The 25,160-nt window shown below is 68.1% G+C and carries 22 protein-coding genes and 2 tRNA genes; 22 read left to right on the top strand and 2 right to left on the bottom strand.

The annotated features are described in order from the left end of the window. The 14 genes from uvrB to pip form a co-directional block, all read left to right on the top strand. The coding region (gene uvrB, locus VI238_RS13305) for an excinuclease ABC subunit UvrB (protein WP_331652140.1) at positions 1-2,021 on the top strand (2,021 nt) is incomplete at its 5' end. A 106-nt stretch (positions 2,022-2,127) separates the two neighbouring features. After that, positions 2,128-3,513 carry a sensor histidine kinase gene (locus VI238_RS13310; RefSeq protein WP_331652142.1) on the top strand — a complete coding sequence of 462 codons (1,386 nt, stop codon included), beginning with the start codon at positions 2,128-2,130 and terminating at the stop codon, positions 3,511-3,513. Further along, complete coding sequence (locus tag VI238_RS13315) at positions 3,510-4,442, top strand: response regulator (RefSeq protein ID WP_331652144.1); 933 nt, start codon at positions 3,510-3,512, stop codon at positions 4,440-4,442. The genes VI238_RS13310 and VI238_RS13315 overlap by 4 nt, the downstream gene beginning before the upstream one ends. Positions 4,443-4,516: 74 nt before the next feature. Further along, positions 4,517-4,591: transfer RNA gene (locus VI238_RS13320), tRNA-Val, on the top strand. Positions 4,592-4,856: 265 nt separating this feature from the next. Beyond that, entirely contained in the window at positions 4,857-6,761 is a 1,905-nt protein-coding gene (gene thrS, locus VI238_RS13325) for a threonine--tRNA ligase (RefSeq protein WP_331652146.1), read from the top strand. Positions 6,762-6,801: 40 nt separating this feature from the next. Next, positions 6,802-7,326, top strand: a complete 525-nt coding sequence (gene infC / locus VI238_RS13330) for a translation initiation factor IF-3 (protein WP_331652193.1) — start codon at positions 6,802-6,804, stop codon at positions 7,324-7,326. 248 nt (positions 7,327-7,574) lie between these two features. Further along, positions 7,575-7,772, top strand: coding sequence for a 50S ribosomal protein L35 (gene rpmI / locus VI238_RS13335; RefSeq protein ID WP_182532429.1), 198 nt, complete (start codon positions 7,575-7,577; stop codon positions 7,770-7,772). A gap of 12 nt (positions 7,773-7,784) precedes the next feature. Next, complete coding sequence (rplT, locus tag VI238_RS13340) at positions 7,785-8,144, top strand: 50S ribosomal protein L20 (protein ID WP_131998836.1); 360 nt, start codon at positions 7,785-7,787, stop codon at positions 8,142-8,144. A gap of 254 nt (positions 8,145-8,398) precedes the next feature. Then, positions 8,399-9,406, top strand: a complete 1,008-nt coding sequence (pheS, locus tag VI238_RS13345; RefSeq protein ID WP_331652152.1) for a phenylalanine--tRNA ligase subunit alpha — start codon at positions 8,399-8,401, stop codon at positions 9,404-9,406. 108 nt (positions 9,407-9,514) lie between these two features. Further along, positions 9,515-11,902 (top strand): phenylalanine--tRNA ligase subunit beta, encoded by a 2,388-nt coding sequence (pheT, locus tag VI238_RS13350; protein WP_331652154.1) that lies wholly within the window; start codon positions 9,515-9,517, stop codon positions 11,900-11,902. A 1-nt stretch (position 11,903) separates the two neighbouring features. Continuing rightward, a complete protein-coding gene (gene ihfA / locus VI238_RS13355) occupies positions 11,904-12,206 on the top strand; it encodes an integration host factor subunit alpha (protein ID WP_131998830.1) in 303 nt (100 codons plus the stop codon). After that, a complete protein-coding gene (locus VI238_RS13360; protein ID WP_131998828.1) occupies positions 12,184-12,540 on the top strand; it encodes a MerR family transcriptional regulator in 357 nt (118 codons plus the stop codon). The genes ihfA and VI238_RS13360 overlap by 23 nt, the downstream gene beginning before the upstream one ends. A 78-nt stretch (positions 12,541-12,618) precedes the next feature. After that, positions 12,619-12,695, top strand: a tRNA-Pro gene (locus VI238_RS13365). A 150-nt stretch (positions 12,696-12,845) separates the two neighbouring features. Further along, on the top strand, positions 12,846-13,799 hold the full coding sequence (gene pip / locus VI238_RS13370) for a prolyl aminopeptidase (RefSeq protein ID WP_331652159.1): 954 nt from the start codon (positions 12,846-12,848) through the stop codon (positions 13,797-13,799). A gap of 163 nt (positions 13,800-13,962) precedes the next feature. Here the strand turns inward: pip and VI238_RS13380 are convergent, their stop codons facing one another. Both VI238_RS13380 and VI238_RS13385 read right to left on the bottom strand, forming a co-directional pair. Beyond that, positions 13,963-14,463 carry a PsiF family protein gene (locus VI238_RS13380; RefSeq protein ID WP_414650068.1) on the bottom strand — a complete coding sequence of 167 codons (501 nt, stop codon included), beginning with the start codon at positions 14,461-14,463 and terminating at the stop codon, positions 13,963-13,965. A gap of 191 nt (positions 14,464-14,654) precedes the next feature. Then, the gene (locus VI238_RS13385; RefSeq protein ID WP_331652197.1) at positions 14,655-16,151 is read right to left on the bottom strand and encodes an aminotransferase class III-fold pyridoxal phosphate-dependent enzyme; all 1,497 of its coding nucleotides are present in this window, start codon (positions 16,149-16,151) and stop codon (positions 14,655-14,657) included. Between the two features lie 256 nt (positions 16,152-16,407). On the opposite strand from VI238_RS13385, the gene VI238_RS13390 reads away from it, so the two are divergent. The 8 genes from VI238_RS13390 to secD all read left to right on the top strand — a co-directional run bounded on the left by VI238_RS13390 (position 16,408) and on the right by secD (position 25,150). Continuing rightward, a complete protein-coding gene (locus VI238_RS13390; RefSeq protein WP_331652161.1) occupies positions 16,408-17,307 on the top strand; it encodes an ABC transporter ATP-binding protein in 900 nt (299 codons plus the stop codon). Continuing rightward, on the top strand, positions 17,307-18,080 hold the full coding sequence (locus VI238_RS13395) for an ABC transporter permease (RefSeq protein ID WP_331652163.1): 774 nt from the start codon (positions 17,307-17,309) through the stop codon (positions 18,078-18,080). Before VI238_RS13390 ends, VI238_RS13395 begins: the two co-directional genes overlap by 1 nt. 183 nt (positions 18,081-18,263) lie before the next feature. Continuing rightward, the gene (locus tag VI238_RS13400; protein WP_331652165.1) at positions 18,264-19,385 is read left to right on the top strand and encodes a sensor histidine kinase; all 1,122 of its coding nucleotides are present in this window, start codon (positions 18,264-18,266) and stop codon (positions 19,383-19,385) included. Positions 19,386-19,463: 78 nt separating this feature from the next. After that, positions 19,464-20,066 carry a response regulator transcription factor gene (locus tag VI238_RS13405; RefSeq protein ID WP_331652167.1) on the top strand — a complete coding sequence of 201 codons (603 nt, stop codon included), beginning with the start codon at positions 19,464-19,466 and terminating at the stop codon, positions 20,064-20,066. Positions 20,067-20,193: 127 nt separating this feature from the next. Continuing rightward, a complete protein-coding gene (gene queA / locus VI238_RS13410; RefSeq protein ID WP_331652169.1) occupies positions 20,194-21,249 on the top strand; it encodes a tRNA preQ1(34) S-adenosylmethionine ribosyltransferase-isomerase QueA in 1,056 nt (351 codons plus the stop codon). Between the two features lie 68 nt (positions 21,250-21,317). Next, positions 21,318-22,421: a tRNA guanosine(34) transglycosylase Tgt gene (gene tgt / locus VI238_RS13415; protein WP_331652171.1), complete on the top strand. Its 1,104-nt coding sequence runs from the start codon at positions 21,318-21,320 to the stop codon at positions 22,419-22,421. Positions 22,422-22,825: 404 nt separating this feature from the next. After that, on the top strand, positions 22,826-23,164 hold the full coding sequence (gene yajC, locus VI238_RS13420) for a preprotein translocase subunit YajC (protein ID WP_331652173.1): 339 nt from the start codon (positions 22,826-22,828) through the stop codon (positions 23,162-23,164). Between the two features lie 69 nt (positions 23,165-23,233). Then, the gene (gene secD, locus VI238_RS13425) at positions 23,234-25,150 is read left to right on the top strand and encodes a protein translocase subunit SecD (RefSeq protein WP_331652175.1); all 1,917 of its coding nucleotides are present in this window, start codon (positions 23,234-23,236) and stop codon (positions 25,148-25,150) included. The last annotated feature ends 10 nt before the right edge of the window (positions 25,151-25,160 follow it).

Consider the following 25,160-nt stretch of genomic DNA (forward strand, 5'->3'; position numbering starts at 1 on the left):
TCGAACGTTTCCAGCTCGTGTCTCCGTTCAAGCCGGCCGGCGACCAGCCGGCTGCGATCGCGCGCCTCGTCGAGGGTTTCGAGGCGGGGCTCGCGCAGCAGACGCTGCTCGGCGTTACGGGCTCGGGCAAGACGTTCACGATCGCGAACCTCGTCGAACGCATCCAGAAGCCGACGCTCGTGATGGCGCCGAACAAGACGCTGGCCGCCCAGCTGTACGGCGAGTTCAAGGAGTTCTTCCCGCACAACGCGGTCGAGTACTTCGTGAGCTACTACGATTACTACCAGCCGGAAGCCTACGTCCCGTCGAGCGACACCTACATCGAGAAGGACGCGTCGATCAACGAGCACATCGAGCAGATGCGCCTTGCCGCGACGAAGGCCCTGCTGTCGCGACCGGACGCGCTGATCGTCGCGACCGTGTCGGCCATCTACGGCCTCGGCGACCCCGAGGACTACCTGCAGATGCGCCTGATCCTCGCGCGCGGCGAGCACATCGACCAGCGCAAGCTGATCCGCCACCTGACCGAACTGCAGTACACGCGCGGCGACATGGAGTTGCGCCGCGGCAGTTACCGCGTCCGCGGCGAGGTCATCGACGTGTTCCCGGCCGAGTCGGAAACCGAAGCGCTGCGCATCGAGCTGTTCGATGGCGAGATCGAGAACCTCTCGCTGTTCGATCCGCTCACCGGCGCGCTGCTGCGCAAGGTGCCGCGCTACGTCGTCTATCCCAAGACCCACTACGCGACCACGCGCGACAGCGTGCTCAACGCGATCGAGACGATCAAGGCCGAGCTCAAGGAGCGCCTCGCCTACCTGTATTCGGCGAACAAGCTGGTCGAGGCGCAGCGGCTCGAGCAGCGCACGCGATTCGACATCGAGATGATGGCCGAGGTCGGCTACTGCAACGGCATCGAGAACTACTCGCGCCACCTCACGCGGCGCCAGCCGGGCGAGCCTCCGCCGACCCTGTTCGACTACCTGCCGCCGGACGCGCTGCTCGTCGTCGACGAGTCGCACGTGACGATCCCGCAGATCGGCGCGATGTACAAGGGCGACCGCTCGCGCAAGGAGACCCTGGTCGAGTTCGGTTTCCGCCTGCCTTCGGCGCTCGACAATCGGCCGCTCAAGTTCGCCGAGTTCGAGGAACGCGAGCCGCGCACGGTATTCGTGTCGGCGACGCCGAGTGCGTACGAGATCGACAAGTCGCAAGGCAACGTGATCGAGCTCGTCGTGCGCCCGACCGGGCTCATCGATCCGCGCGTGGAGATCCGCCCGGCACGCACGCAGGTCGACGACCTGCTGTCCGAGGTGCACGAGCGCGTCGCGCTCGGCGATCGCGTGCTCGTCACGACGCTGACCAAACGCATGGCCGAGAACCTCACCGAGTACCTCGGCGACCATGGCGTGCGCGTGCGCTACCTTCATTCGGACATCGAGACGGTAGAGCGCGTCGAGATCATCCGCGACCTGCGCCTGGGCAAGTTCGACGTGCTCGTCGGCATCAACCTGCTGCGCGAGGGCCTCGACATGCCGGAGGTGTCGCTCGTGGCGATCCTCGATGCCGACAAGGAAGGGTTCCTGCGTTCGACCGGCTCGCTGATCCAGACGATCGGCCGCGCCGCGCGCAACCTGCGCGGCACCGCGATCCTCTACGCCGACAATGTGACGCGCTCGATGCAGGCCGCGATCGACGAGACCGGGCGGCGTCGCGTCAAGCAGATCGAATACAACGAGGCGCACGGCATCACGCCGAAGTCGGTCGTGCGCAAGATCACGGACGTGATGGAAGGCGCTCGCGCCGAGGGCGACGCCGGGCAGGGCCGCGGTCGCGGCCGCGGCCAGCGCAAGGTCGCCGAACCCGCGCCCGACTATCGCACGCTGACGCCGGAGCAGATCGCGGCGAAGATCCGGCAGCTCGAGGCGCAGATGTACAAGCACGCGCAGGACCTGGAGTTCGAGGATGCGGCGCGCCTGCGCGACGAGATCCATCGCATCCGCGAGCAGGGCCTGATCGGCTGAAGAGCGAGCGTGAACCGCGTCACACGGTTGTCGCCGTCGTGGCCTAGGCTGCGACGGCTCCGGGCATCCGCGCGAAGCGCGCGCCCGCCGAAGACTCCTTGCCGCGATGAATGCCGCCCTGCAGGCGATTCCGACCGCTCCGTTCGCTTCCGGCGTCGCGCCTAACGAGCCGCCGCGCGGCGCCGACGCGCCTGAACGCCGCGCGTCGCCGGGCCTCGCCGGCCTGCTGTTGCGGACCGCACCCGTGCGGCCGGAGGCGAGCGTGCTCGACGTCGCGCGGACGTTCCTCGAACCGCGACACGCGGGATTGCTGAGCCTTCCGATCGTCGCGGCCGTCGGCCGACCGGTCGGCATGATCAGCCGCTACGAACTCATGCGCGTGTTCCTGCAGCCGTACGGGCGCGAGTTGTACGGCCGCCGGCCGATCACGGCGCTGATGGACCGGGCGCCACTCGTGCTGCCGCTGTCGACCTCGATCGACGAGGCCGCGCGCGCGATCGCCGCGCACGTGAGGAGCCCGATCACGGACGATTTCATCCTCGTCGACGACGCCGGCTACGCCGGCACCGGCCTCGTGCTGGACGTGCTGCACGCGGTCGAACACCGGCTCGCCGAGCGCTCGCAGGAACTGGAGCGCGCCTACGCGCGCCTGAAGTCGTCGCAGTCCCAGCTCGTGCAATCGGAAAAAATGGCCTCGCTCGGCCAGATGGTCGCGGGCCTCGTGCACGAGATCAACACGCCGCTCGGCTACGTACGCAACAACGTCGAGATGACGCGCGCGTCGCTCGGCGACGCCGCGCGCCTCGTCGCCGCGCAGCAGGCCGTCATCGATGCGTTGACCGGCGACGCGGAGCCCGACGGCGGCCTCGACACGCGTTTCGCCGAGGTCGGCCACCTGCGCACGCGCGTCGACGCGGCCGCGCTCGAGGATCTGTGCGCGCTGCTCGACGACACCGTGCACGGTGTCGGGCAGATCGGCGACCTCGTGCTCAACCTCAAGGATTTCAGCCGGCTCGACCAGGCCGGGACGCAGCCGGCCGACATCAACCGGCTCGTCGAGAGCGCACTGCGCATCGTCGCGCACGTGCTGCGCAAGCGCGGCATCGAAGCGGTGCTCAAGCTCGGCGACGTCCCGCTGATCGACTGCGCGCCCGCACAGATCAACCAGGTGCTGCTCAACCTGCTCAGCAACGCGGCGCAGGCGATCGAGCACGGCCAGGGCCGCATCGTCGTCGCGACGCAGGCGCTCGATCGGCGCGTGCTCCTCGTCGTCGAGGACAATGGCAAGGGCATCGAGCCGGAGTATCTCGCGCGCGTGTTCGATCCGTTCTTCACGACCAAGCCGGTCGGCCAGGGCACGGGCATGGGGCTCGCGATCTCGCACCAGATCGTCGAGCAGCACGGCGGCGCGATCCGCGTGAGTTCGAAGCCGGGCGTCGGCACGCGCTTCCTCGTCGTGCTGCCCGCACCCGGGCGCGAGCCGGCGCCGTGAGCGCGTCGCCGCCGTGCCTGCTGTTCGTCGATGACGAGGAGCGCATCCTGCGCTCGCTGCGCATGCTGTTCCGCGGCCGTGGCGAGATCCTCACGACCAGTTCGGGGCACGAAGCGGTGGAGTGGGTGCGCCGGCGCCCCGTGCACGTCGTCGTCAGCGACCAGCGCATGCCGGGCATGAGCGGGGTCGAAGTGCTGCGCGAAGTCGCGGCCCATTCGCCCGCGACGATGCGCATCCTGCTCACGGGTTACGCCGACATGGACGCCGTCGGCGCGTCGGTCAACGAGGGCGAGATCTATCGCTTCATCGAGAAGCCGTGGGCCGCGCAATACCTCGTCGAGACGGTCGAACAGGCGGCGCGCGTCGCCTGCCGCGATTTCGACGCCGCGGCGAGACGGCCGGCGGGGCGCGCCACCGACGCGACGGTGGCGGCGCGCGTGGTCGTGCTCGACGACGACGGCGCGCTCGCGGCGCAGGTGCGTGAGCTGCTGCCGGCCGCCGTTCGCGTCGAACACGCGCCCGATCTCGAAGGCACGCTGGAAGTGCTCGCCGAGCACGACGTCGCGGTCGTGATCGCGCGCGTGTCGAGCGCCGGCGGCGACGTCGCCGACGCCCTCAAGCAGCTCAAGCGCCTGCGCCCGGCCACGCTCGCGATCGTGGTGTCCTCGCTGCGCGACAGCCGCCTGCTGATCGGGCTCATCAACGAAGGGCAGGTGTTCCGCTTCCTGCTCGAGCCCGCGCCGCGCGAGCTGCTGCGGCGCGGACTCGCGGCCGCGCTCGAGCGGTACGCACGGCTGCGCACGCAGTCGGACTTGCTGCAACGTCATGCGGTCGATGCGCCGCGCCAGGAGGCCGTCGCGACGACGACCGGCCGGCTCTTGCAGGCATGGCGTCGCCTGCGCGAAGCGGCTGCGCTGCGCATCGCGTGAAAGGAAAAAAGCGGTTGTCCTGCCGCGGGGGCTGTGCTACCTTGCGCGCCCCTCGCAGGCCATGCCTGCGAACCGGGCGGTTAGCTCAGCGGTAGAGCACTACCTTGACATGGTAGGGGTCACAGGTTCGATCCCTGTACCGCCCACCAGATACTTGTGCCATCGTCCTGATGGCAGAAGCTGGAAGAAAAACCGGCCATCCATTGCCGGACTTTTCAACTGAAGCACGAGCCGGCTTTCGGGCCGGTATATCCGGGAGCCGTAGTTCGAAAGAACACGATCACCATGACGCGAACCTTCGACATCTTCGACTGAGTTGAGCGCAAGGTCTCCCGGTATGAATGAAGGGCGCCCTTGGCGCCCTTTTTTCATGGCCGAAACCGCGACGGCGGTTCCGCAATCGGAACGACACCCATGATCAGCATCACACTCCCGGACGGCAGCCAGAAGCAGTTCGAGAACCCGCCCAGCGTGCAGGACGTCGCCGCGTCGATCGGCGCCGGCCTGGCCAAGGCCGCGCTCGCCGGCAAGGTCGACGGCCAGCTCGTCGATTCGAGCCGCGTCGTCGACCGCGACGCGCGCCTCGAGATCGTCACCGAAAAGAGCCCCGAAGCGCTCGACATCATCCGCCACTCGACCGCGCACCTGCTCGCGCAGGCCGTGCAGCGGCTGTTCCCGAAGGCGCAGGTGACGATCGGCCCGGTCATCGACAACGGCTTCTACTACGACTTCGCGTTCGAACGGCAGTTCACGCCCGAGGATCTCGCCGCGATCGAGGCGGAGATGAAGAAGATCGCCGCCGAAGCGCTGCCGGTCACGCGCTCGGTGATGCCGCGCGACGAGGCCGTGAAGTACTTCCGCGGCAAGGGCGAGGAGTACAAGGCTCAGATCATCGAGAGCATTCCCGCGAACGAGGAACTGTCGCTCTATACGCAGGGCGAGTTCACCGATCTGTGCCGCGGCCCGCACGTGCCGAACACGGGCCGGCTCAGGAGCTTCAAGCTCATGAAGGTCGCCGGCGCTTACTGGCGCGGCGATTCGAGCAACGAGATGCTGTCGCGCATCTACGGCACCGCATGGCTCAACGACAAGGATCTTGCCGCCTATCTGCACCAGCTCGAGGAGGCCGAGAAGCGCGACCACCGCAAGATCGGCAGGCAGCTCGACCTGTTCCACCTGCAGGAAGAGGCGCCCGGCCTCGTGTTCTGGCATCCGAAGGGGTGGCAGATCTGGCAGGTCGTCGAGCAGCGCATGCGCAAGGTCTACCGCGAGAGCGGCTACCAGGAAGTGCGCTGCCCGCAGATCCTCGATGTTTCCCTGTGGAAGCGCTCAGGCCACTGGGACAACTACAAGGACAACATGTTCTTCACCGAGTCCGAGAAGCGGACCTACGCGGTGAAGCCGATGAACTGCCCCGGGCACGTGCAGGTGTTCAACTCGACCCTGCACAGCTATCGCGACCTGCCGATCCGCTACGGCGAGTTCGGTGCCTGCCATCGCAACGAGCCGTCGGGTGCGCTGCACGGCATCCTGCGCGTGCGCGGTTTCACGCAGGACGACGGCCACATCTTCTGCACCGAGGACCAGATCGAGGCCGAGGTGACCGCGTTCCACCGCCAGGCAATGCAGGTCTACGCGGAATTCGGCTTCAGCGACGTGCAGCTGAAGATCGCGCTGCGTCCGGAGCCGCGCCTCGGAGACGATGCGACCTGGGACAAGGCCGAGGACGCGCTGCGCTCGGCGCTGCGCGCGGCCGGGGTCGAGTGGCAGGAGCTGCCGGGGGAGGGGGCCTTCTACGGCCCGAAGATCGAGTACCACCTCAAGGACGCGATCGGCCGCACCTGGCAGCTCGGCACGATGCAGGTCGACTTCATGATGCCGGGCCGGCTCGGCGCGGAGTACGTCGACGAACACAGCCAGAAGCGGCACCCGGTCATGTTGCACCGCGCGATCGTCGGTTCGATGGAGCGCTTCATCGGCATCCTCATCGAAAACCATGCCGGCGCGTTCCCGCCGTGGCTGGCGCCGGTGCAGGCGGTCGTCATGAACATCACCGACGCCCAGGGGCCGTACGTGAGCGAAGTGGCGCAAGCCCTTGTGGCCAAAGGTTTCCGGGTTGAGGCCGATTTGCGAAACGAGAAGATCGGCTATAAAATCCGCCAACACACGTTGGACAAGGTGCCCTACCTCCTCGTTGCGGGCGACCGGGAGAGGGAGGCGGGGGCCGTCGCCGTGCGTACGCGCGCGGGCGAGGACCTCGGCTCGATGCCGCTGTCCGCCTTCGTCGAGCGTCTGCAGTCCGAGTGCGCCCGCTCCTGACGGGAGCGCCCGGGAACGATTTCCCTTGGAGGATTGACGTATCGCCACCGAAAGCAAGCCGAACCGCAGGAACCACGAAATCCGTGTTCCGCGAGTCCGCGTGATTGGCCCTGAAGGAGAGCAGGTCGGCATCCTGTCCCGCGACGAAGCACTCGCGATGGCGCAGGACGCGGGCATGGACCTGGTCGAGATCCAGCCGAACGCGGATCCGCCGGTGTGCCGCATCATGGACTTCGGCAAGTTCAAGTTCGACGCGCAGAAGAAGGCGCACGCGGCCAAGAAGAAGCAGAAGCAGGTCGAGATCAAGGAACTGAAGTTCCGTCCCGTCACCGACGTCGGCGACTACCAGATCAAGATGCGCAACCTGCGGCGCTTCCTCGAGGAAGGCGACAAGGTCAAGATCACGATACGGTTCCGAGGTCGCGAAATGACCCATCAGGAACTGGGCAGGGCGATGGTCGACAAGATCACCGCCGAGATCGCCGAAGAGGCGGTCATCGAGCAGTACCCGAGGATGGAAGGGCGCCTCATGGTCATGATGATCGCGCCGAAGAAAAAGAGCTGACGGAATACGATCGCTTCGGGCCGCTGCACCGTTCGGGAGTACCGGACCGCACGGCACCACGCATTCCCCTCGCGCCGCGACGGCTTCATCGTCGGGGCGGGAGGGCAAACGGTGAGGGGGTTTTTGCCCGCTCGCCGCAGGAGACGATCCGGGATCGCCGGATCACACGCGCCGGAACGAGCAGGACGGAAAGCGTGGCGAAGGCCACCGCTCGCGCCAGTAACGAACATCACCGAAGGAGTTGGGTCATGCCCAAGATGAAGACCAATCGGGCCGCCGCCAAGCGGTTCCGCAAGACCGCGTCCGGCAAGTTCAAGTGCGGCCACGCGTTCAAGAGCCACATCCTCACGAAGAAGGCCACCAAGCGCAAGCGCGGCCTCCGTGCGACCAATCACGTGCGCAAGGAAGACGCCGGTCGCGTCTCCCGCATGCTGCCGTACGCGTAAGGAGGATCGACCATGGCACGAGTCAAGCGTGGCGTCATCGCCCATCGCCGTCACAAGAAGATCCTCGGCAAGGCCAAGGGTTACTACAACGCGCGTCGCAAGGTGTTCCGCGTCGCGAAGCAGGCCGTCACGAAGGCGCACCAGTACGCCTACATCGGCCGCAAGCAGAAGAAGCGCAACTTCCGCGCGCTCTGGATCGTCCGCATCAACGCGGGCGCGCGCCAGTTCGGCCTGTCCTACAGCCGCCTCATGAACGGCCTCAAGAAGGCCGGCATCACGCTCGATCGCAAGGTGCTCGCGGACATCGCCGCGCACGACATCAAGGCGTTCGGTGCGCTGGCGGAGAAGGCCAAGGCCAGCCTGGCGGCGTAGTTTTTGCGGTCGTTGCCGACCGCGCAGGCGAGCAGGGGTGTCATCAGCACGCCTCGACCAGCCCGCGCGAAGCGGCCCGAACGTTGAACCACACGCGGGGAGGAGGCCTGGGCCTCCTCCCCGTTTGCGTTTCTTGCGTGCGCGATCCCTCGCCGGATCGCCGCGGCGGGGAAAGGCGGATGGTCGAGGGAGCTCCGGCTCCGTAACGACCGCCGGCGAACCCCGGCCGCTCTGTCCAACTTTCCGGAATCCCGATGGACGAACTGCAGGACATCCAGCTGTCGCTCGACCGGATCGCGGCTGCCGACAGTCTCGAAGCGCTCGACGCGCAGCGCGTCGCGCTGCTCGGCAAGAGCGGCGTGGTGACCGCGGCCCTCAAGGCGCTCGGGTCGCTGCCGCCCGACGAGAAGAAGGCGCGCGGCGCCGAGGTGAACCGCGCGAAGGAGCGCATCGCCGAGGCCATCGCCGCACGCAAGGCGAACCTCGAGCGGGCCGGACTCGAGCGCCGCCTCGCTTCCGAGCGCATCGACGTGACCCTGCCGGGCCGCCGCGGCACGCGCGGGGGCGTGCACCCGATCACGCGCACGCTCGACCGCATCGTCGAGATCTTCGCGCGGCTCGGCTACGAACTCGCCGACGGCCCCGAGATCGAGACCGACTGGTACAACTTCGAGGCGCTGAACTTCCCGCCGGACCATCCGGCGCGGACGATGCACGACACGTTCTGGATCGATCCCGGAATCGGAGGCGACGGCCGCCTGCTGCGCACCCACACCTCGCCGGTGCAGATTCGCGCGGCGACGGGCCGCACGCCGCCGATCCGCGTGATCTCGGTCGGCAAGGTGTACCGCAGCGATTCGGACCAGACGCATTCGCCGATGTTCCACCAGGTCGAAGGCCTGCTCGTCGGCGAGGACGTGAGCTTCGCCGATCTCAAGGGCACGCTCGCGGAGTTCGTGCGCGCGTTCTTCGAGCGCGATTTCGAGATGCGCTTCCGGCCGAGCTACTTCCCGTTCGTCGAGCCGGGCGCCGAGGTGGACATCCGCTGGGATCGCGAGGACGGCACGCAGTCGTGGCTCGAAGTGCTCGGCTGCGGCATGGTCCATCCAAACGTGCTGCGCAACTGCGGCATCGATCCCGAGCGCTACACCGGCTTCGCATTCGGCATGGGCGGCGAGCGGTTCGCGATGCTGCGTTACGGCGTCGACGACCTGCGCCAGTTCTTCGACAACGACCTGCGCTTCCTCAGGCAGTTCGCCTGAGAGACGGGGCCAGGGCCGAGCACGAGGGCAGGAGGGCGAAACGCTCCACCTGCCGCGTCGTTGCCGGCCCTCGGTCCCCAGCCCTGTTACGAACGAAGTGAGCACCGCATGAAATTCAGCGAAAACTGGCTGCGCGAACTCGTCGACGTCCCGGCCGACCGCGATGCGCTCCTGCACCGCCTCACGATGGCCGGGCTCGAGGTCGAAGGCGTCGAAGCGCTCGGCACCGCGCTCGAGGGCGTCGTGGTCGGCGAGATCGTCGCCTGCGTGCCGCACCCGAACGCGGACAAGTTGCGCGTGTGCGAGGTCGCCTACGGCGGCCCGGAACCGCTCGCGATCGTCTGTGGCGCGCCGAATGCGCGCAGCGGGCTCAAGGCGCCGCTCGCGATGATCGGCACGACGATGCCGAACGGCATCCAGATCAAGCGCGCCGCGCTGCGCGGCGTGGAATCGAACGGGATGCTCTGTTCGGCGAAGGAACTCGGCATCGATGCCGACGCGTCGGGCCTCATGGAGCTGCCCGGCGACGCGCCGGTCGGCACGCCGCTCGCGCGCTACCTCGGGCTGCCGGACGCGAGCGTCGAGATCAAGCTCACCCCGAACCGACCCGATTGCCTCAGCGTGCTCGGCCTCGCGCGCGACGTGTCGGCGCTGTTCGGGACCGCACTGCGCGTTCCCGCGGACACGCCGGTCGAGAACGCCACGAATGCGACGCGCGCGGCGACGCTCGACGCGGGCGCGGACTGCCCGCGCTATTGCGGACGCGTGATCGCAGGCATCGATGCGGCCGCGAAGACGCCGCTGTGGATGGCCGAGCGACTGCGCCGGAGCGGCATTCGCCCGGTCAGCGCGCTCGTCGACGTCACGCAATACGTGATGCTCGAGCTCGGCCAGCCGATGCATGCGTACGACGACGCAAGGCTCGACGGCCCGATTTCGGTGCGCCGTGCGCGTGCGAACGAGCGCGTGAAGCTGCTCGACGGCAGCGAGCACGAACTCGACGGCACGTTCCTCGTCATCGCCGACCGCACGGCCGTGCACGGCCTCGCCGGCATCATGGGCGGCCTCGATTCCCGCGTGACCGACGCGACCACGACCGTGTTCCTCGAAGCCGCGCACTTCTCGCCGGGCGCGATCATGGGCCGTGCGCGCCGGCTCGGCCTGCATACCGACGCGTCCCACCGCTTCGAGCGTGGCGTCGATCCGGACCTGCCGCGCCGCGCGATCGAACGCGCGACCGCGCTCGTGCTCGCGATCGCGGGCGGCACCGCGGGTCCGCTCACCGAGGCGGTGCATGCGTCGGAACTGCCGCCGCGCGCGCCGGTCCGGCTTCGCCGCGATCGCCTCGCCCGCCTGCTCGGCATCGACGTCGCCGACCACGAAGTCGAGCGGATCCTGCGTGCGCTCGGCCTGCAGGTCGAAACCACCGCGGACGGCTGGCGTGCGACGCCGCCGAGCCATCGCTTCGACATCCAGATCGAGGAGGACCTCATCGAGGAGGTCGTGCGCGTGCACGGCTACGAGCGCGTGCCTTCGCGCCCGCCACGCGGCGAGCTGCTCGGGCCGGTGCTGCCGGAAGCGCGCCTGGATGCTTCGCGGCTGCGTGCGCAGCTCGCCGCGCGCGACTACGTCGAGGCCATCTGTTACGCCTTCGTGCCGCACGAGCTGCTGCGCACGTGGGGCCTCGACGCGGGCGCGATCGCGCTCGCCAATCCCCTCTCGGCCGATCTCGGCGTCATGCGCACCTCACTCCTGCCGGGGCTCGTCGCCGCGCTCGCGGCGAACCGCCGTCGCCAGCAATCGCGCGTGCGGCTGTTCGAAGTCGGGCGCGTATTCGCCAGCGGTGCCGGGCCCGATCGTTCGCCGATCGAGTTCGAGCGGATTGCCGGGGTCGCCTGTGGCCGTGCGGTGGCCGAGAGCTGGGCGAGCGAGGCTCGCGCCGTCGATTTCTTCGACGTCAAGGGCGACGCGGAATCGCTCTTCGCGCTGACCAACACGACGCACGCGTTCAGCTTCGCGCCGGGTGGACCCGCATGGTTGCACCCGGGGCAGGCGGCCGAAGTACGGCGCGACGGTGCCGTGGTCGGCTGGCTTGGCGCCTTGCATCCGGACCTCGTCTCGAGGCTGGATCTCGAAGACGACGTGTTCGTGTTCGAGTTCGATGTCGCCGTGCTGTCGCGCCGCGACCTGCCGCGCGCCGAAGCGGTGTCGCGTTTCCCCTCGGTACGTCGCGACCTTTCGTTCGAATTGCCCGAGGCGGTCCCGTACGCGACGGTCGAGGCGGCGATTCGTGACGCGGTTGGCGAAACCCTCGCACGGGTGGTCCTGTTCGATCGCTACGCGGGACCGAACCTCGGCAGCGGCGTCAAAAGTCTCGCTATTGGCTTGATTTTGCAGGACCGTTACCGCACCCTTACGGATCAGGACGCTGACCGCTGCACGGCTCTCGCGGTTGCCGCACTGGAATCGGTATGCAAAGCAAAGTTGCGAGGGTAGGATGGCGTTGACGAAGGCGGAGATGGCCGAGCGTCTGTTCCTGGACGTCGGGCTCAACAAACGCGAAGCCAAGGAATTCGTCGACGCGTTCTTCGAAGTCGTACGCGATGCGCTTGAAAAAGGGGAGCAGGTGAAGCTGTCCGGTTTCGGCAACTTCGATCTGCGTTTCAAGAATCAGCGTCCAGGGCGTAACCCAAAGACCGGCGTGGAGATTCCGATTTCCGCGCGGCGGGTGGTGACGTTCCGTCCGGGACAGAAACTGAAGGTCCGGGTCGAAGCCTATGCTGGATCAGGGCAGCAATAGCGAACTTCCGGTCATCCCGGCAAAGCGCTATTTCACCATTGGGGAGGTCAGCGAACTCTGTGCGGTCAAGCCGCACGTGTTGCGCTACTGGGAGCAGGAGTTTCCCAACCTCAAGCCGGTGAAACGGCGCGGCAATCGCCGCTATTACCAGCGCCACGACGTCCTGATGATCCGTCAGATCCGGTCGCTGCTGTACGACCAGGGTTTCACGATCACCGGTGCGCGCCAGCGCCTGGAAGGTTCGCAGGCGCGGGTCGAGTCGAGCATTTCCAACCAGATCGTGCGCCAGGTGCGCATGGAACTCGAGGAAGTGCTGCAGATCCTGCGTCGCTGATCGCGCGACGCATCTGCTAGAATCATCGGCTCCCAAGCGGAGCGGCCGGAACGCGGCCCGCTCTCGCGAAAGCATCTTCGGGGCGTAGCGCAGCCTGGTAGCGCACCAGTCTGGGGGACTGGTGGTCGTCGGTTCGAATCCGGCCGCCCCGACCATTTTCCTTTGCCCGCATCCTTGCGGGCTGCTTCGGCGGTTCTGCGGTCGCGGGTCGCCCTTCGGCTTCGGAGCGACCAGAGCGCACTTCCTTGTGCGCACTCCTCACCAAGAGCAGGGTCGAAGCGATCCCAGCCGGAACTGCGCACCGCATGAGCCAGACGCGCCGCACGCTGTATCCCGAGATCGAACCGTACGATGCCGGTTTCCTGCAGGTGTCGCCGCTGCACCGGCTCTACTACGAGCAATGCGGCAATCGTGCGGGCAAGCCGGTCGTATTCCTGCACGGCGGCCCGGGCGCGGGCTGCAACGCGAAATCGCGGCGCTTCTTCGATCCGGCCCGCTACCGCATCGTGCTGTTCGACCAGCGCGGTTGCGGCCGCTCGACGCCGCACGCCGAACTCGTCGACAACACGACCTGGCATCTCGTCGCCGACATCGAGCGATTGCGCGAGCACCTCGGCATCGCGCGCTGGCAGGTGTTCGGCGGCTCTTGGGGATCGACGCTCGCGCTCGCGTATGCGCAGACGCATCCGGAGCGCGTGAGCGAGCTCGTGCTGCGCGGCATCTTCATGCTGCGCCGTTGGGAGCTCGAGTGGTTCTACCAGAAGGGCTGCGACGCGATCTTTCCGGATGCGTGGGAACGCTACCTCGCGCCGATTCCCCCGGAGGAACAGGGCGATCTCATGAGCGCCTACCATCGCCGCCTGACGAGTGCCGACCCCGCGGTGCGGCTCGAGGCCGCGCGCGCATGGTCCGTATGGGAGGGCGCGACGAGTTTCCTGCTCCAGGACGCGGCCCACATCGCGTCGAGCGGCGAGGACGAGTTCGCGCTCGCGTTCGCGCGCATCGAGAACCACTATTTCGTCCACGGCGGATTCTTCGACGCCGACGACCAGTTGCTGCGCGACGCACACCGATTGCGCCGCATCCCGGCCGTCATCGTGCAGGGACGCTACGACGTCGTCTGCCCTGCGCGCAGCGCCTGGGACCTCCATCGCGCCTGGCCGGAAGCGGACCTGCGCATCGTCCCCGACGCCGGGCATTCGGCGCTCGAGCCGGGCATCGTGCACGAGCTCGTCGAAGCGACCGATCGCTTCGGCTGATCGCGAGGCACGCACACGCCCCGCGCGCCCGGTCCCGTGCTCAGGTCGAACGGCCGGCGTGGGGCCCCGGGCCCGCAGGTCGGCCCTCGTGCCGCGCTGGCGCGGCTCGAGGAGAAAAGGCCCGCGTCAGCGGGCCCTTTCGGTTCCCGGTCCTCGCGTCGAATCAATGCGCGGCCGCACCATCGCCCTTGAGGCAGCTGCTCATGAAGCTCTTGCGGGCTTCGCCCTTGAGCGACTTCGCTTTCGCATCGGCACTGCAGGTCTTCATCTTGTCCTGCTGGGTGGCTTTTGCGGTCGCCGTCGCCGGAGCCGTCGCGGCGGCCGTCGCGCCATCGCCCTTGAGGCACGTGCTCATGAACGCCTTGCGCTCCTCGCCCTTGAGCGACTTCGCCTTCGCATCGGCGCTGCAGGACTTCATCTTCTCCTGCTGGGTCGCCTTCGCTCCGGACGCGGCCGCGGTCGTGTTGCCCTTGAGGCAGGCGCTCATGAACGCCTTGCGCTCGTCACCGGTCTTTCCGGTCGCGTCCTTGTTGCATTGGGCCATGCGTTCCTGCTGCGGGGTCAGCGCCTTGCCGGACTTCGACGCATCCTGCGCAAACGCCGCGCCGGAACCGAATGCCAGCGCAAGCGCCAGGGCCAGCGATGACGTCGTCTTCAGCTGCATGATGGAACTCCTCTCTCCGTAGTGGGCCGCCGCCGTCTGGCGACGGTGCGGCGCAGTCTACGCCCGGCGCCGAACGCCGGAAGAGGTCATCGGGAAAGCTTCATGCACGCGTTGCCCGCGATTCAGGCGTGGAAGCCCGCGCGCGCGGCGTAGGAAATCGGCGCGACCGCCGTCGGGTCGCGCCGGATGGATCAGGCGGCAGCGCGCGCCGCGTCCGGCTTGCGGGGGCCCTCGAGCAGGGCGCGACGCACGCCTTCGACGAGCAGATCGGCTTCCGCAGCCGTGATGTCGAAGCGCGGCGTGAAACGCAGCGAGTTGGTGCCGCCGTGGATGACGCCGTACCCGCGCTCGCGCATCCATTCCTCGGTGCTGGCGGCGCCATAGCACTTGAACTCCGGCGACAGCTCGCACGAGAACAGCAGGCCCGTGCCCTGGACCTTCGTGATGTAGCCCGGCAGCTCGGCCTTGAGCTTGTTGAGCTTGGCGACGAGCTCCTTGCCGCGCACGCGGATGTTCTCGCGCAATTCCGGCGTGAGCATCTTGAGCACCGCGCAGGCGACGTCGAGCGCGCGCGGATTGCCGGTCATCGTGTTGCCGTAGATGCCCTTCCTGTAGAGCCCGGCGGCACGCTCGTTGGCGGCGAGCACCGACAGCGGGAACTGGCCCGCATTGAGCGCCTTCGAGTACGTCTCCAGGTCCGGCGCCTCGACTGCTTCGAAGCCCGGATAGTCGACGATCGAGAGGACCCCGTGCGCGCGCAGGCCGGCCTGGATCGAATCGACGAGGAGCAGGCTGCCATGGGCCTTGGTCAGTTCGCGCGCGGCGGTGTAGAACTCCGGCGTCACGCCGCGACCCGGATCGCCTTCGCCCATGACCGGCTCGATGAACACGGCTTCGATGAACCAGCCGTTCCTGTCCGCGTCGGCGAACAGCTGCTTGAGTTGCTCGACGCTGTAGGGTTCGACCGTGAGCAGGCTCGTCTCGTTGCGGAAGCTCGCGAGGTTCTGCTCGTAGGCCTTGCGCGACGAGTCGGAATAGACCGCGGGACGCTCGGTGCGGCCGTGGAATGCCCCCTTCACCGCGACGCGCTTGATCGTGCGGCCGGCGTGGCGCGCGCCGGGATCGGTCATGAGCTTCGCGTTGACGTCGATGATGCGGCCCGCGAGCGATACGGATTCCGAGCCCGAATTGAGGCACATGAACCTCGCATACGGACAGCCGCCACGCGTATGGCCGATTTCCTTTCGCAGCGCCTTGCCGAACTTCAGCTGCGACAGGTTCGGCGTCATTACGTTCGCCATCACCTGCGGCCGCGCTAGCACGCCGAGGATGTTCTTCGGCGCATGGCCGAAGCCGAGCATGCCGTAGCCGCCCGCGTCGTAGATCACCGCGCCCTTGAGCGTCACGAGCCAGGCGCCGTGCGCGGCGAGCACGACGTACGGATTGACGCCGTCCTCGGGATAGAAGTTGACGAAATCGGCCTGCGCCTGGCGGATCTGCTCCTGTTCGTCCAGGTGCAGGAAGTCCGGCATGCACGAGCGAAGCGCGAGGTGCGCCGCATACGCCTCGTCGATCGCCAGCACCAGCTCCGGGTCGGTGGCCAGGAAGCGCTCGATCGCGGCGTCGGGCAGCCCCGTGGTGCGCACCGCGCCGTCGAATTCGCGCATTTCCTTGAGCTTGGCCAGCATCGGATTCATTGCACCCTCCCGGAAAAACGACACGTGCCCGCCCCTCGCGGGAACGGGCACGGCGCTATTAATCTTTGATTGGAATGGAAAAAACGCCAAGCGGACACTGTACCACAGGGGGCATGCCCGCGGTACCCCGCGGAGCCGCGCCCCCGGATGCGTGACAAGCGTCATCCTCGACGCCTGACGGCTGATTCTGCAGGAGTTTTTGCGTGCGGCCTAAAGTGGCCCCGAGATCGGGCTGCGGAGTGGTTCCATGCGGCAGGCACAGAGCGGCACGGCGGTGGCGTGGCGCGGGGTGGGCAAGCGCTTCGGCAGCATGCGCGCGCTCGATGGCGTGGATCTCGACGTCTGCGGTGGAGAACTGCTTGCGCTGCTCGGCCCGAACGGTGCGGGCAAGAGCACGGCGATCGCGATCGCGCTCGGCCTGCTGCGCGCCGATGCGGGCGAAGTGCGCCTGTTCGGCCGCGCGCCGGACGAGCTCGAGGCCCGCCGCAGCTGCGGCGTCATGCTGCAGTCGGCCGGTCTTCCCGACTCGCTGCAGGTGCGCGAACTGCTCGAGCTCACGCGCAGCTACTACGCCGCCCCGCGCTCCCTCGACGACTGCGTCGCGACGGCCGGCCTCGATCGCCTCATGGACCGGCGCTATGGGCGCCTGTCGGGCGGGCAGCAGCGCCGCGTGCAGTTCGCGCTCGCGATCTGCGGCGCGCCGCGGCTGCTGTTCCTCGACGAACCTACGACCGGCCTCGACCTCGAGGCGCGTACGGGGCTGTGGAGCTCGATCCGCCGGATCGTCGCCGAGGGATGCGCGGTGGTCCTCACGACGCACTACCTCGAGGAAGCCGAAGCGCTCGCGGATCGCGTCGCCGTGCTCGCCGGCGGCCGGATCGTCGCCAGCGGCAGCGTGCAGCAGATCCGCGCACGCGTCTCGCAGCGGCACATCCGCTGCGTCAGCTCGCTCGACGCCGCGCGCGTCGGCGCATGGCCCGAGGTGCGCAGCGTCTGCAGGGACGGCGAACGCATCGAGATCGTGACCGATCACGCGGAAACCGTCGTACGCCAGCTGCTGTTCGAGGACAGCGCGCTCAGCCAGCTCGAAGTGCGGCGCGCCGGTCTCGCCGACGCGTTCGTCGAAATCACCCGCGAGGCCGCCTGATGACGACTGCCATCCTGCCTGTCCCGCGCGTATCGCTGCTGCGCTGCTATGCGCTCGAGGCGCGCAACGAGTTCCTGCGCCTCCTGCGCGCGCCTTCGTTCGCGCTGCCGACCCTGCTGTTCCCGCCGATGTTCTACCTCCTGTTCGCGGTGCTGCTCTTCCGCGATCGCGGAGGCGGTTTCCAAGCCAACGTGTACCTGCTCGCGACGTACGGCGTGTTCGGCGTCATGAGTCCGGGCCTGTTCGGATTCGGCGTCACCGTCGCGCTCGATCGCGAACGCGGCTGGCTCGCGCTCAAGCGGGCGCTGCCGATGCCGCCGGGCGCGTACCTTGCTTCAAAACTGGCGATGGCGATGCTGTTCGCGACGATCATCTTCGCGATCCTCGCGCTGCTCGCGAGCACGGCAGGCGGCGTACGCCTGCCCGCGCAGGCCTGGCTGGGGCTGTACGCGGTCGAGCTGTTCGGCGTACTGCCGTTCTGCGCGATCGGCCTCTGGCTCGGCAGCCTCGTGAGCGGGCAGGCCGCGCCCGCGATCGCGAACCTCGTCTACCTGCCGATGTCCCTGCTGTCGGGGCTGTGGATGCCGCTCGCCATGATGCCCGCGTTCGTCGCGAAGATCGCGCCCCTGTGGCCCGCCTGGCACCTCGGGCGCCTCGCACTCGGCGCGGTCGGGCAGGCGCCCGGCGAGGCGAGCACGCCGCATGCCGTCGTGCTGGCGGCCATCGCGCTCGCGTTCATGGCCCTCGCGCGCCGGCGACTCGCGCGCGGCTGAGGCGGCTCCGGTGCGCGCTGCCTGCATTCGATCCACCGTGACGACCGTGCCGGGCACGTCGCCACCGGTCGGGAACCTGCCCGAGTCGCGTCGGCAACGGTTGGAGCACGGCGTATGATTTCCGGCGATCGCGGATGGGTGAGGCGGACGATGGCGCGGCAAACCCTGGTCGAGCGGATTCGCATGCGCATGCCGCCCGACCTCGCCGAGCAGGGCTGGGCGCCGCTCTGGAGCCTGCTCTACCTCGGCTTCCTCTTCCTCAACTACAACGGCAGGCCGACCTCGACGTGGCTGCCGCCGACCGCGCTCAGCGTGTGCGTGTTCCTGCCGCTCTACTACCGCGCGTTGCAGGTGTGCGGACGGCGACGACTTTATTACGGCGCTGCGATCGCGCTGCTCGGTTACGCGCTCGTCGCGATCAACACCGGCGCCAATACCTATCTCATCTATGCCGGCGCGTGCGCGGGTGCGGCCGGCATCGGACTGCGCCGCCTGATCCAGATCATCGTCGGCGCGCTCGTGCTGTATTCGATCGAACTCTGGCTGCTCGACTGGCCGTTCCAGTACATCGCGCTCACGGTCGCGATCACCGCGATGGTCGGCCTCGCGATCAGTGCGGCGAATCATTTCCACCACGAGAAGCGCCTGCGCCTGGCCGAACTCAAGCTCAGCCACGACGAAGTGCGCCGCCTGGCCGCGCTCGCCGAGCGCGAGCGCATCGGCCGCGACCTGCACGACCTGCTCGGCCATACCCTGTCGCTGATCACGCTGAAGTCCGAACTCGCGGTCAAGCTGTTCGAGCGCGACCCGCACGCGGCGCGGCGCGAGATCGCCGACGTCGAGCGCGTCGCGCGCGATGCGCTCGGCCAGGTGCGACGCGCGGTGAGCGGCATCCGTACCGCGGGCCTTTCGGCCGAACTCGCTTCGGCGCGGCTGCTGCTCGAATCGAGCGACGTGCGCCTCGAGTACGAACTCGGCGAGGCGGTACTGCCGGCCGAGATCGAGACGGTGCTCGCCCTCACCGTGCGGGAGGCGGTCACGAACATCCAGCGCCACGCGCACGCGACGCGTGCGCGCGTCGAAGTCGTCGTCGCGGATGGCGCGGCGCGCCTCGCGGTCAGCGACGATGGCGTCGGATCGACGATCGTGCCGGGCAACGGGCTCAGCGGCATGCGCGAACGCCTCGCGCTGCTCGATGGGCGCCTCGAGATCCAGTCCGTGCGCGGGCGCGGCACGCGCATTGCGGCGATCGTACCGTTGCCACCCGCCGTCGGCGGTAGCGTGGCGGCCGTCGTCGCGACCTGAGCCGGGCGTCCGCCGCGGCGCGCCTGCTAGAGTGGTGCTGCGGACGCGCGTCCGCGCCACCCTCGGGAACCCATCCGCGTGATCCGCGTCCTCCTCGCCGAAGACCAGGCGCTCGTGCGCGGCGCGCTGTCCGCGCTGCTCCGGCTCGAATCCGACATCGACGTCGTCGGCAGCGCCGCCGATGGCGAGGATGCGTGGCGAGCGCTGCAGCTGCACAAGCCCGACGTGCTCGTCACCGACATCGAGATGCCGGGACTCACGGGCCTGGAACTCGCGCAGCGCGTGCAGCGGCACGAGTTGGCGACCAAGGTCGTCATCGTCACGACGTTCGCTCGCCCGGGGTTCCTGCGCCGCGCGCTCGAAGCGGGCGTCGGCGGTTACCTGCTCAAGGACGCGCCCGCCGAACAGCTGGCCGAGGCCCTGCGCAAGGTGCATCGGGGCGGACGCGCGATCGATCCGCAACTCGCGGTCGAGGCCTGGTCGGACGCCGACCCGCTCAACGACCGCGAGCGCCAGGTGCTGCGATTCGCCGGCGAAGGCCTCTCCGCGGGCGATATCGCCGACCGGCTCAACCTGTCGCAGGGCACGGTGCGCAACTACCTGTCCGAGGCGATCGGCAAGCTCGGGGTCGGCAATCGCATCGAGGCCTATCGGCTCGCGCGGCAGAAGGGGTGGCTGTGAGGGAGGCAGGGCCGTTGGCCGAACGCAACGTGCGACGGGCAAGGGGCTGAACGAGGGCTGCGCATTGCGTCGGCCGCCGCTTACCGCGACCATGCCGGGCTTCGCACCCCAGCCCCAGCCCTCAGCTTTGAAGAAGTCCGACTTCCACTTCGACCTGCCGCCCGAACTGATCGCGCAGGCGCCGCTGGCCGAGCGTTCGGCAAGCCGACTGCTCGTCGCCGACGCGCGCACCCACGGGATCGCCGACCGCCGCTTCACGGATCTGGTCGAACTCCTGCAGCCGGGCGACCTGCTCGTGTTCAACGACACGCGCGTGCTGCCCGCGCGCCTGTTCGGGCGCAAGCCGAGCGGCGGCCTCGTCGAGATCCTCATCGAGCGCGTGACCGGCACGCACGAGGCGCGTGCCCAGCTCGGCGTGAGCAAGAAGCCGAAGGCGGGCGGTCGCATCGTGCTCGGCGACGGCAGCGAGATCACCGTGCTCGGCCGCGACGGCGAGTTCTTCCTGCTCCGCTTCGAGACCGCCGAGCCGATCGAAAAGGTACTGCTGCGACTCGGCCGCATGCCCTTGCCGCCGTACATCGAGCGCGACGCCGGTCACGCCGACGACGAGCGATACCAGACCGTGTTCGCGCGCCACAGTGGCGCGGTCGCGGCACCGACGGCGGGCCTGCATTTCGACGCCGACCTGCTTCGTCGCCTCGGTGAACGCGGCGTCGACACCGGCTACGTCACCCTGCACGTCGGCGCGGGTACGTTCCAGCCGGTGCGCAGCGAACGCATCGAAGAACACACGATGCACCGCGAGTGGCTCAATGTCGGCGCGGAACTCGTCGAGAGGATCCGACGCACGCGGCAGCGCGGCGGTCGCGTAGTCGCCGTCGGCACGACCGTCGTGCGCGCACTCGAGTCGTCGCTGCAGGGCGGCGACGTGGCGCCGTTCGCGGGCGAGACGCAGATCTTCATCTTCCCGGGCTACCGCATCACGAGCGTCGACGCGCTCGTGACGAACTTCCACCTGCCCGAGTCGACCTTGCTCATGCTCGTCTCGGCGTTCGCGGGGCGCGAATTCATGCTCGAGGCGTATCGCCATGCCGTCGCCGAGCGCTATCGGTTCTTCTCGTACGGCGACGCGATGCTGATATGGCCGCCGAGCGGCGGCGCCGCGGGAACGGCGACATCGTAAATCGCACGCGAGTCTGCGATGCTCCCCCGAGTCCCGATTCCCGATTCCCGATTCCCGATTCCCGTCCCATGCACTTCGATCTCCTCGCCACCGACGGCCGCGCACGGCGCGGACGCCTGACCTTGCCGCGCGGCACGATCGAGACGCCCGCATTCATGCCGGTCGGCACCTACGGGTCGGTCAAGGCGATGACGCCGCAGAACCTGGTCGACGTCGGCGCCGAGATCATCCTCGGCAACACGTTCCACCTGTTCCTGCGCCCGGGCCTCGACGTCATCGGCGAGTTCGGGGGATTGCATCGCTTCATCGGCTGGAGCCGGCCGATCCTCACCGATTCCGGCGGCTTCCAGGTATTCAGCCTCGCGCACAAGCGCAAGATCACCGAACAGGGCGTCACGTTCGCTTCACCGGTCGACGGCGCCAAGGTGTTCCTGTCGCCCGAGGAGTCGATGCGCATCCAGCACGTGCTCGATTCCGACATCGCGATGATCTTCGACGAGTGCACGCCGTACCCGGCGACCGAGAAGCAGGCGCGCGATTCGATGGAACTCAGCCTGCGCTGGGCCGAGCGCTCGCGCCTCGCGTTCGACGAGCGCGGCAACCCTAACGCGTTGTTCGGCATCGTGCAGGGCGGTGTCTACCCGCAGCTGCGCCGGCGCTCGGCCGAAGCGCTGATCGGCATCGGCTTCGACGGTTACGCGATCGGCGGCCTCGCGGTCGGCGAACCGGAGCATGAGCGTAACGCGACGCTCGAGCACGTCGAACCGCTGCTGCCGGCCACGCGGCCACGATACCTCATGGGCGTCGGCCGGCCGGAGGACATCGTCGAGGCCGTGCGGCGCGGCGTCGACATGTTCGATTGCGTGATGCCCACGCGCAACGCGCGCAACGCGCACCTGTTCACCCGGCATGGCATCCTGCGCATCCGCAACGCCAGGTTCGAGCGCGACACGCGACCGCTCGACGAGGCATGCACGTGCTACACCTGCCGCTCCGGCTTCAGCCGCGCGTACCTGCGCCACCTGGATCGCTGCGGCGAGATGCTCGGTCCGCAGCTCGCCACGATCCACAACCTGCACTACTACCAGGAACTCATGGCCGGCCTGCGCGCGGCCATCGCCGACCGTCGTCTCGACGACTTCGTCGCGGCGTTCTACGCGGCGAGGGCGTAGGGCTGCACGCGCGATCGCACGTGCAGCTGAGGGTTCATTCGGCGCAAGAGCCGAAAGATTGAAACACGAAGCACACCGATCTGCCTCCTTCGTGTACTCGGTGTGCTTCGTGTTCAAGCTTTTTGGTTTTCCGACCGTACTCGGCCACGGCGCCGGGCGGCGGGCACGTGCCCGCCGTGATGCAGCGGTAGCCGCGGCGGGACTCGCGCGGACCTGGTCTGCACTGCTCGACCCGCGGGTCGAGCGCACCCGCCGAGCCGGGTGGCATGCAGGATCCCATTGATTTTGCAGCGCAATGCGCGAACCGGCCGGTGCCGTGGCATAATCCGCGGCCTTTTGGCGCGAAAGGCTCCTCGCGGGGCGTCGCGCGTGCTTTCCGAACCCAGCTGTTTTCCGGAGTCATCATGGATTTCTTCATCGCGAGCGCACACGCCCAAGCGGCGACGGGCGGGGCGGCCGCCGCGCCGAACCCGATCATGTCGTTCCTTCCGCTGATCATCCTGTTCGGCGTCTTCTACTTCATGCTGATCCGGCCGCAGATGAAGCGCGCCAAGGAGCAGCGCGCGATGATCTCCGCGCTCGCCAAGGGCGACGAGGTGCTCACCAACGGCGGCGTGCTCGGTCGCATCGATGAGCTCGGCGAGCAGACGCTTTCGCTCGAGATCGCGCCGGGCGTCGTCGTCAAGCTGCGTCGCGACGCCGTCTCGGCGGTGTTGCCGAAGGGCACGCTCAAGAGCGCGTAGTCCGACGGCTGGTTCTGGGTTCCGGCCAATTCCTGGCCGGGATGACGTTGCTGTGTAACGGATTCCGAAATGAACGATTTCCCCCGTTGGAAGTACGCGATCGTCGTCGTGGTGCTGTTCCTCGGCGTGCTGTACGGCGTGCCGAACCTGTACGTGCAGCAGCCGGCCGTGCAGGTCAACCCGAATCGCGGCGCGGCGATCGACCTCGCGCTCAAGGAGAAGGTGCAGGGAACGCTCGAGAAGGCCAAGATCGCGTTCGAGCGCATCGACATCGGCAACGACCAGCTCATGGTCCGCCTGCCCGTCGGTGCGAACGACGAGCAGAGCAAGGCGCTCGAGGCGATGAAGGCGGATCTCGGCGACCAGTACGTCGTCGCGCCGAACCTCGCCTCGACCGTGCCGGCCTGGATGCGCGCGATCGGCGCGCGCGAGATGCCGAAGGGCCTCGACCTGCAGGGCGGCGTGCACTTCCTCATGGAAGTCGACGACAAGGACGTGATGGAGAAGCAGCTGCAGCGCTACTCCGACGACATCCGTTCCGCGCTGCGCGACAAGAACATCCGCTACCAGTCGGTCGGCCGCGGTCCGCAGGGCATCGTCGTGCAGTTGCGCAGCGCCGAGGACCGCGACGCGGCGCTGTCGACGATCCAGTCGAAGGTTCCCGACGTCGTCGTCTCCAACGGCAACCAGGTGGGCGATTCCTACACGCTCAATGCGGGCGTCAAACCGGAGAAGATCCGCGAGATCGCGCTCAACACGATCCGCCAGAACCAGGCGACCCTGAGCAATCGCATCAACGCGCTCGGCGTCGCCGAGCCGCTGATCCAGCAGCAGGGCGAAACGCGCATCGCGGTGGAGCTGCCGGGCGTGCAGGACACGGCCGAGGCGAAGAAGGTGCTCGGCGCGCAGGCTACGCTCGAATACCACGCGGTCGACACCGAGGGCGACGCCTACGAGGCGATGCGCACCGGCATCGTGCCGCCGGACGACAAGCTCTATTACATGCGTCAGCGCGCCGCCGACGGCAGCAAGGTGCCGATCCTGCTCAAGAAGAAGATCATCGTCAGCGGTGACGAGATGGTCGACGCATCGAGCCAGCCGGACCCGCAATCGGGCTCCCCCGCGGTGTCGGTCGTCCTGAATGCGAACGGCGGCCGCAAGATGCTCGATTTCACCACCCAGAACGTCGGCAAGCCGATGGCGGTGCTGTACATCGAGCGCACGCCGGAGACCAAGGTCGTCGACGGCAACGAAGTGCGCAGCACGAAGGTCACCGAGGAAGTCATCAGCAGCGCGCGCATCAACGGCGTGTTCTCGACCCGCTTCCAGACCACGGGCCTCGGCAGCAACAAGGAAGCGTCCGACCTCGCGTTGCTGCTGCGATCGGGTTCGCTCGCGGCGCCGACCGACATCGTCGAGGAGCGCGTGATCGGCCCGAGCCTCGGCAAGGAGAACATCGAGAAGGGCATCAAGGCGGTGCTGCTCGGCCTCGGCGCCGTGCTCGTGTTCATGGCCTTCTACTACTGGCTGTTCGGCCTCATCGCCGACCTCGCGCTGTTCTTCAACCTCGTGCTGCTGCTCGCGATCATGAGCGCGATCGGCGTCACGCTCACGATGCCCGGCATCGCCGGCATCGTGCTCACGCTGGGCATGGCGATCGACGCCAACGTGCTGATCTGCGAGCGCATCCGCGAGGAGCTGCGCAACGGATCGACGCCGCTCGCCTCGATCCGTGCCGGTTACGACAAGGCATGGGCGACGATCCTCGACGCCAATGTGACCCACCTGCTCGCTGCGCTCGCGCTGATGACGCTCGGTTCGGGCGCGATCCGCGGCTTCGGCGTGACGCTGTTCATCGGCATCCTTACCTCGATGTTCACGTCGGTCACCGTCACGCACGCGGTCACCAACCTCATCCACGGCGGCAAGAAGAAGCTCAAGGGCCTCTCCATCGGCAGCGGCTACACGCGCGGCGCGACGGCCTGACGGACGACAT

Origin of the sequence: Dokdonella sp. (assembly GCF_036518555.1) — a bacterium.
GTDB lineage: Bacteria > Pseudomonadota > Gammaproteobacteria > Xanthomonadales > Rhodanobacteraceae > Dokdonella_A.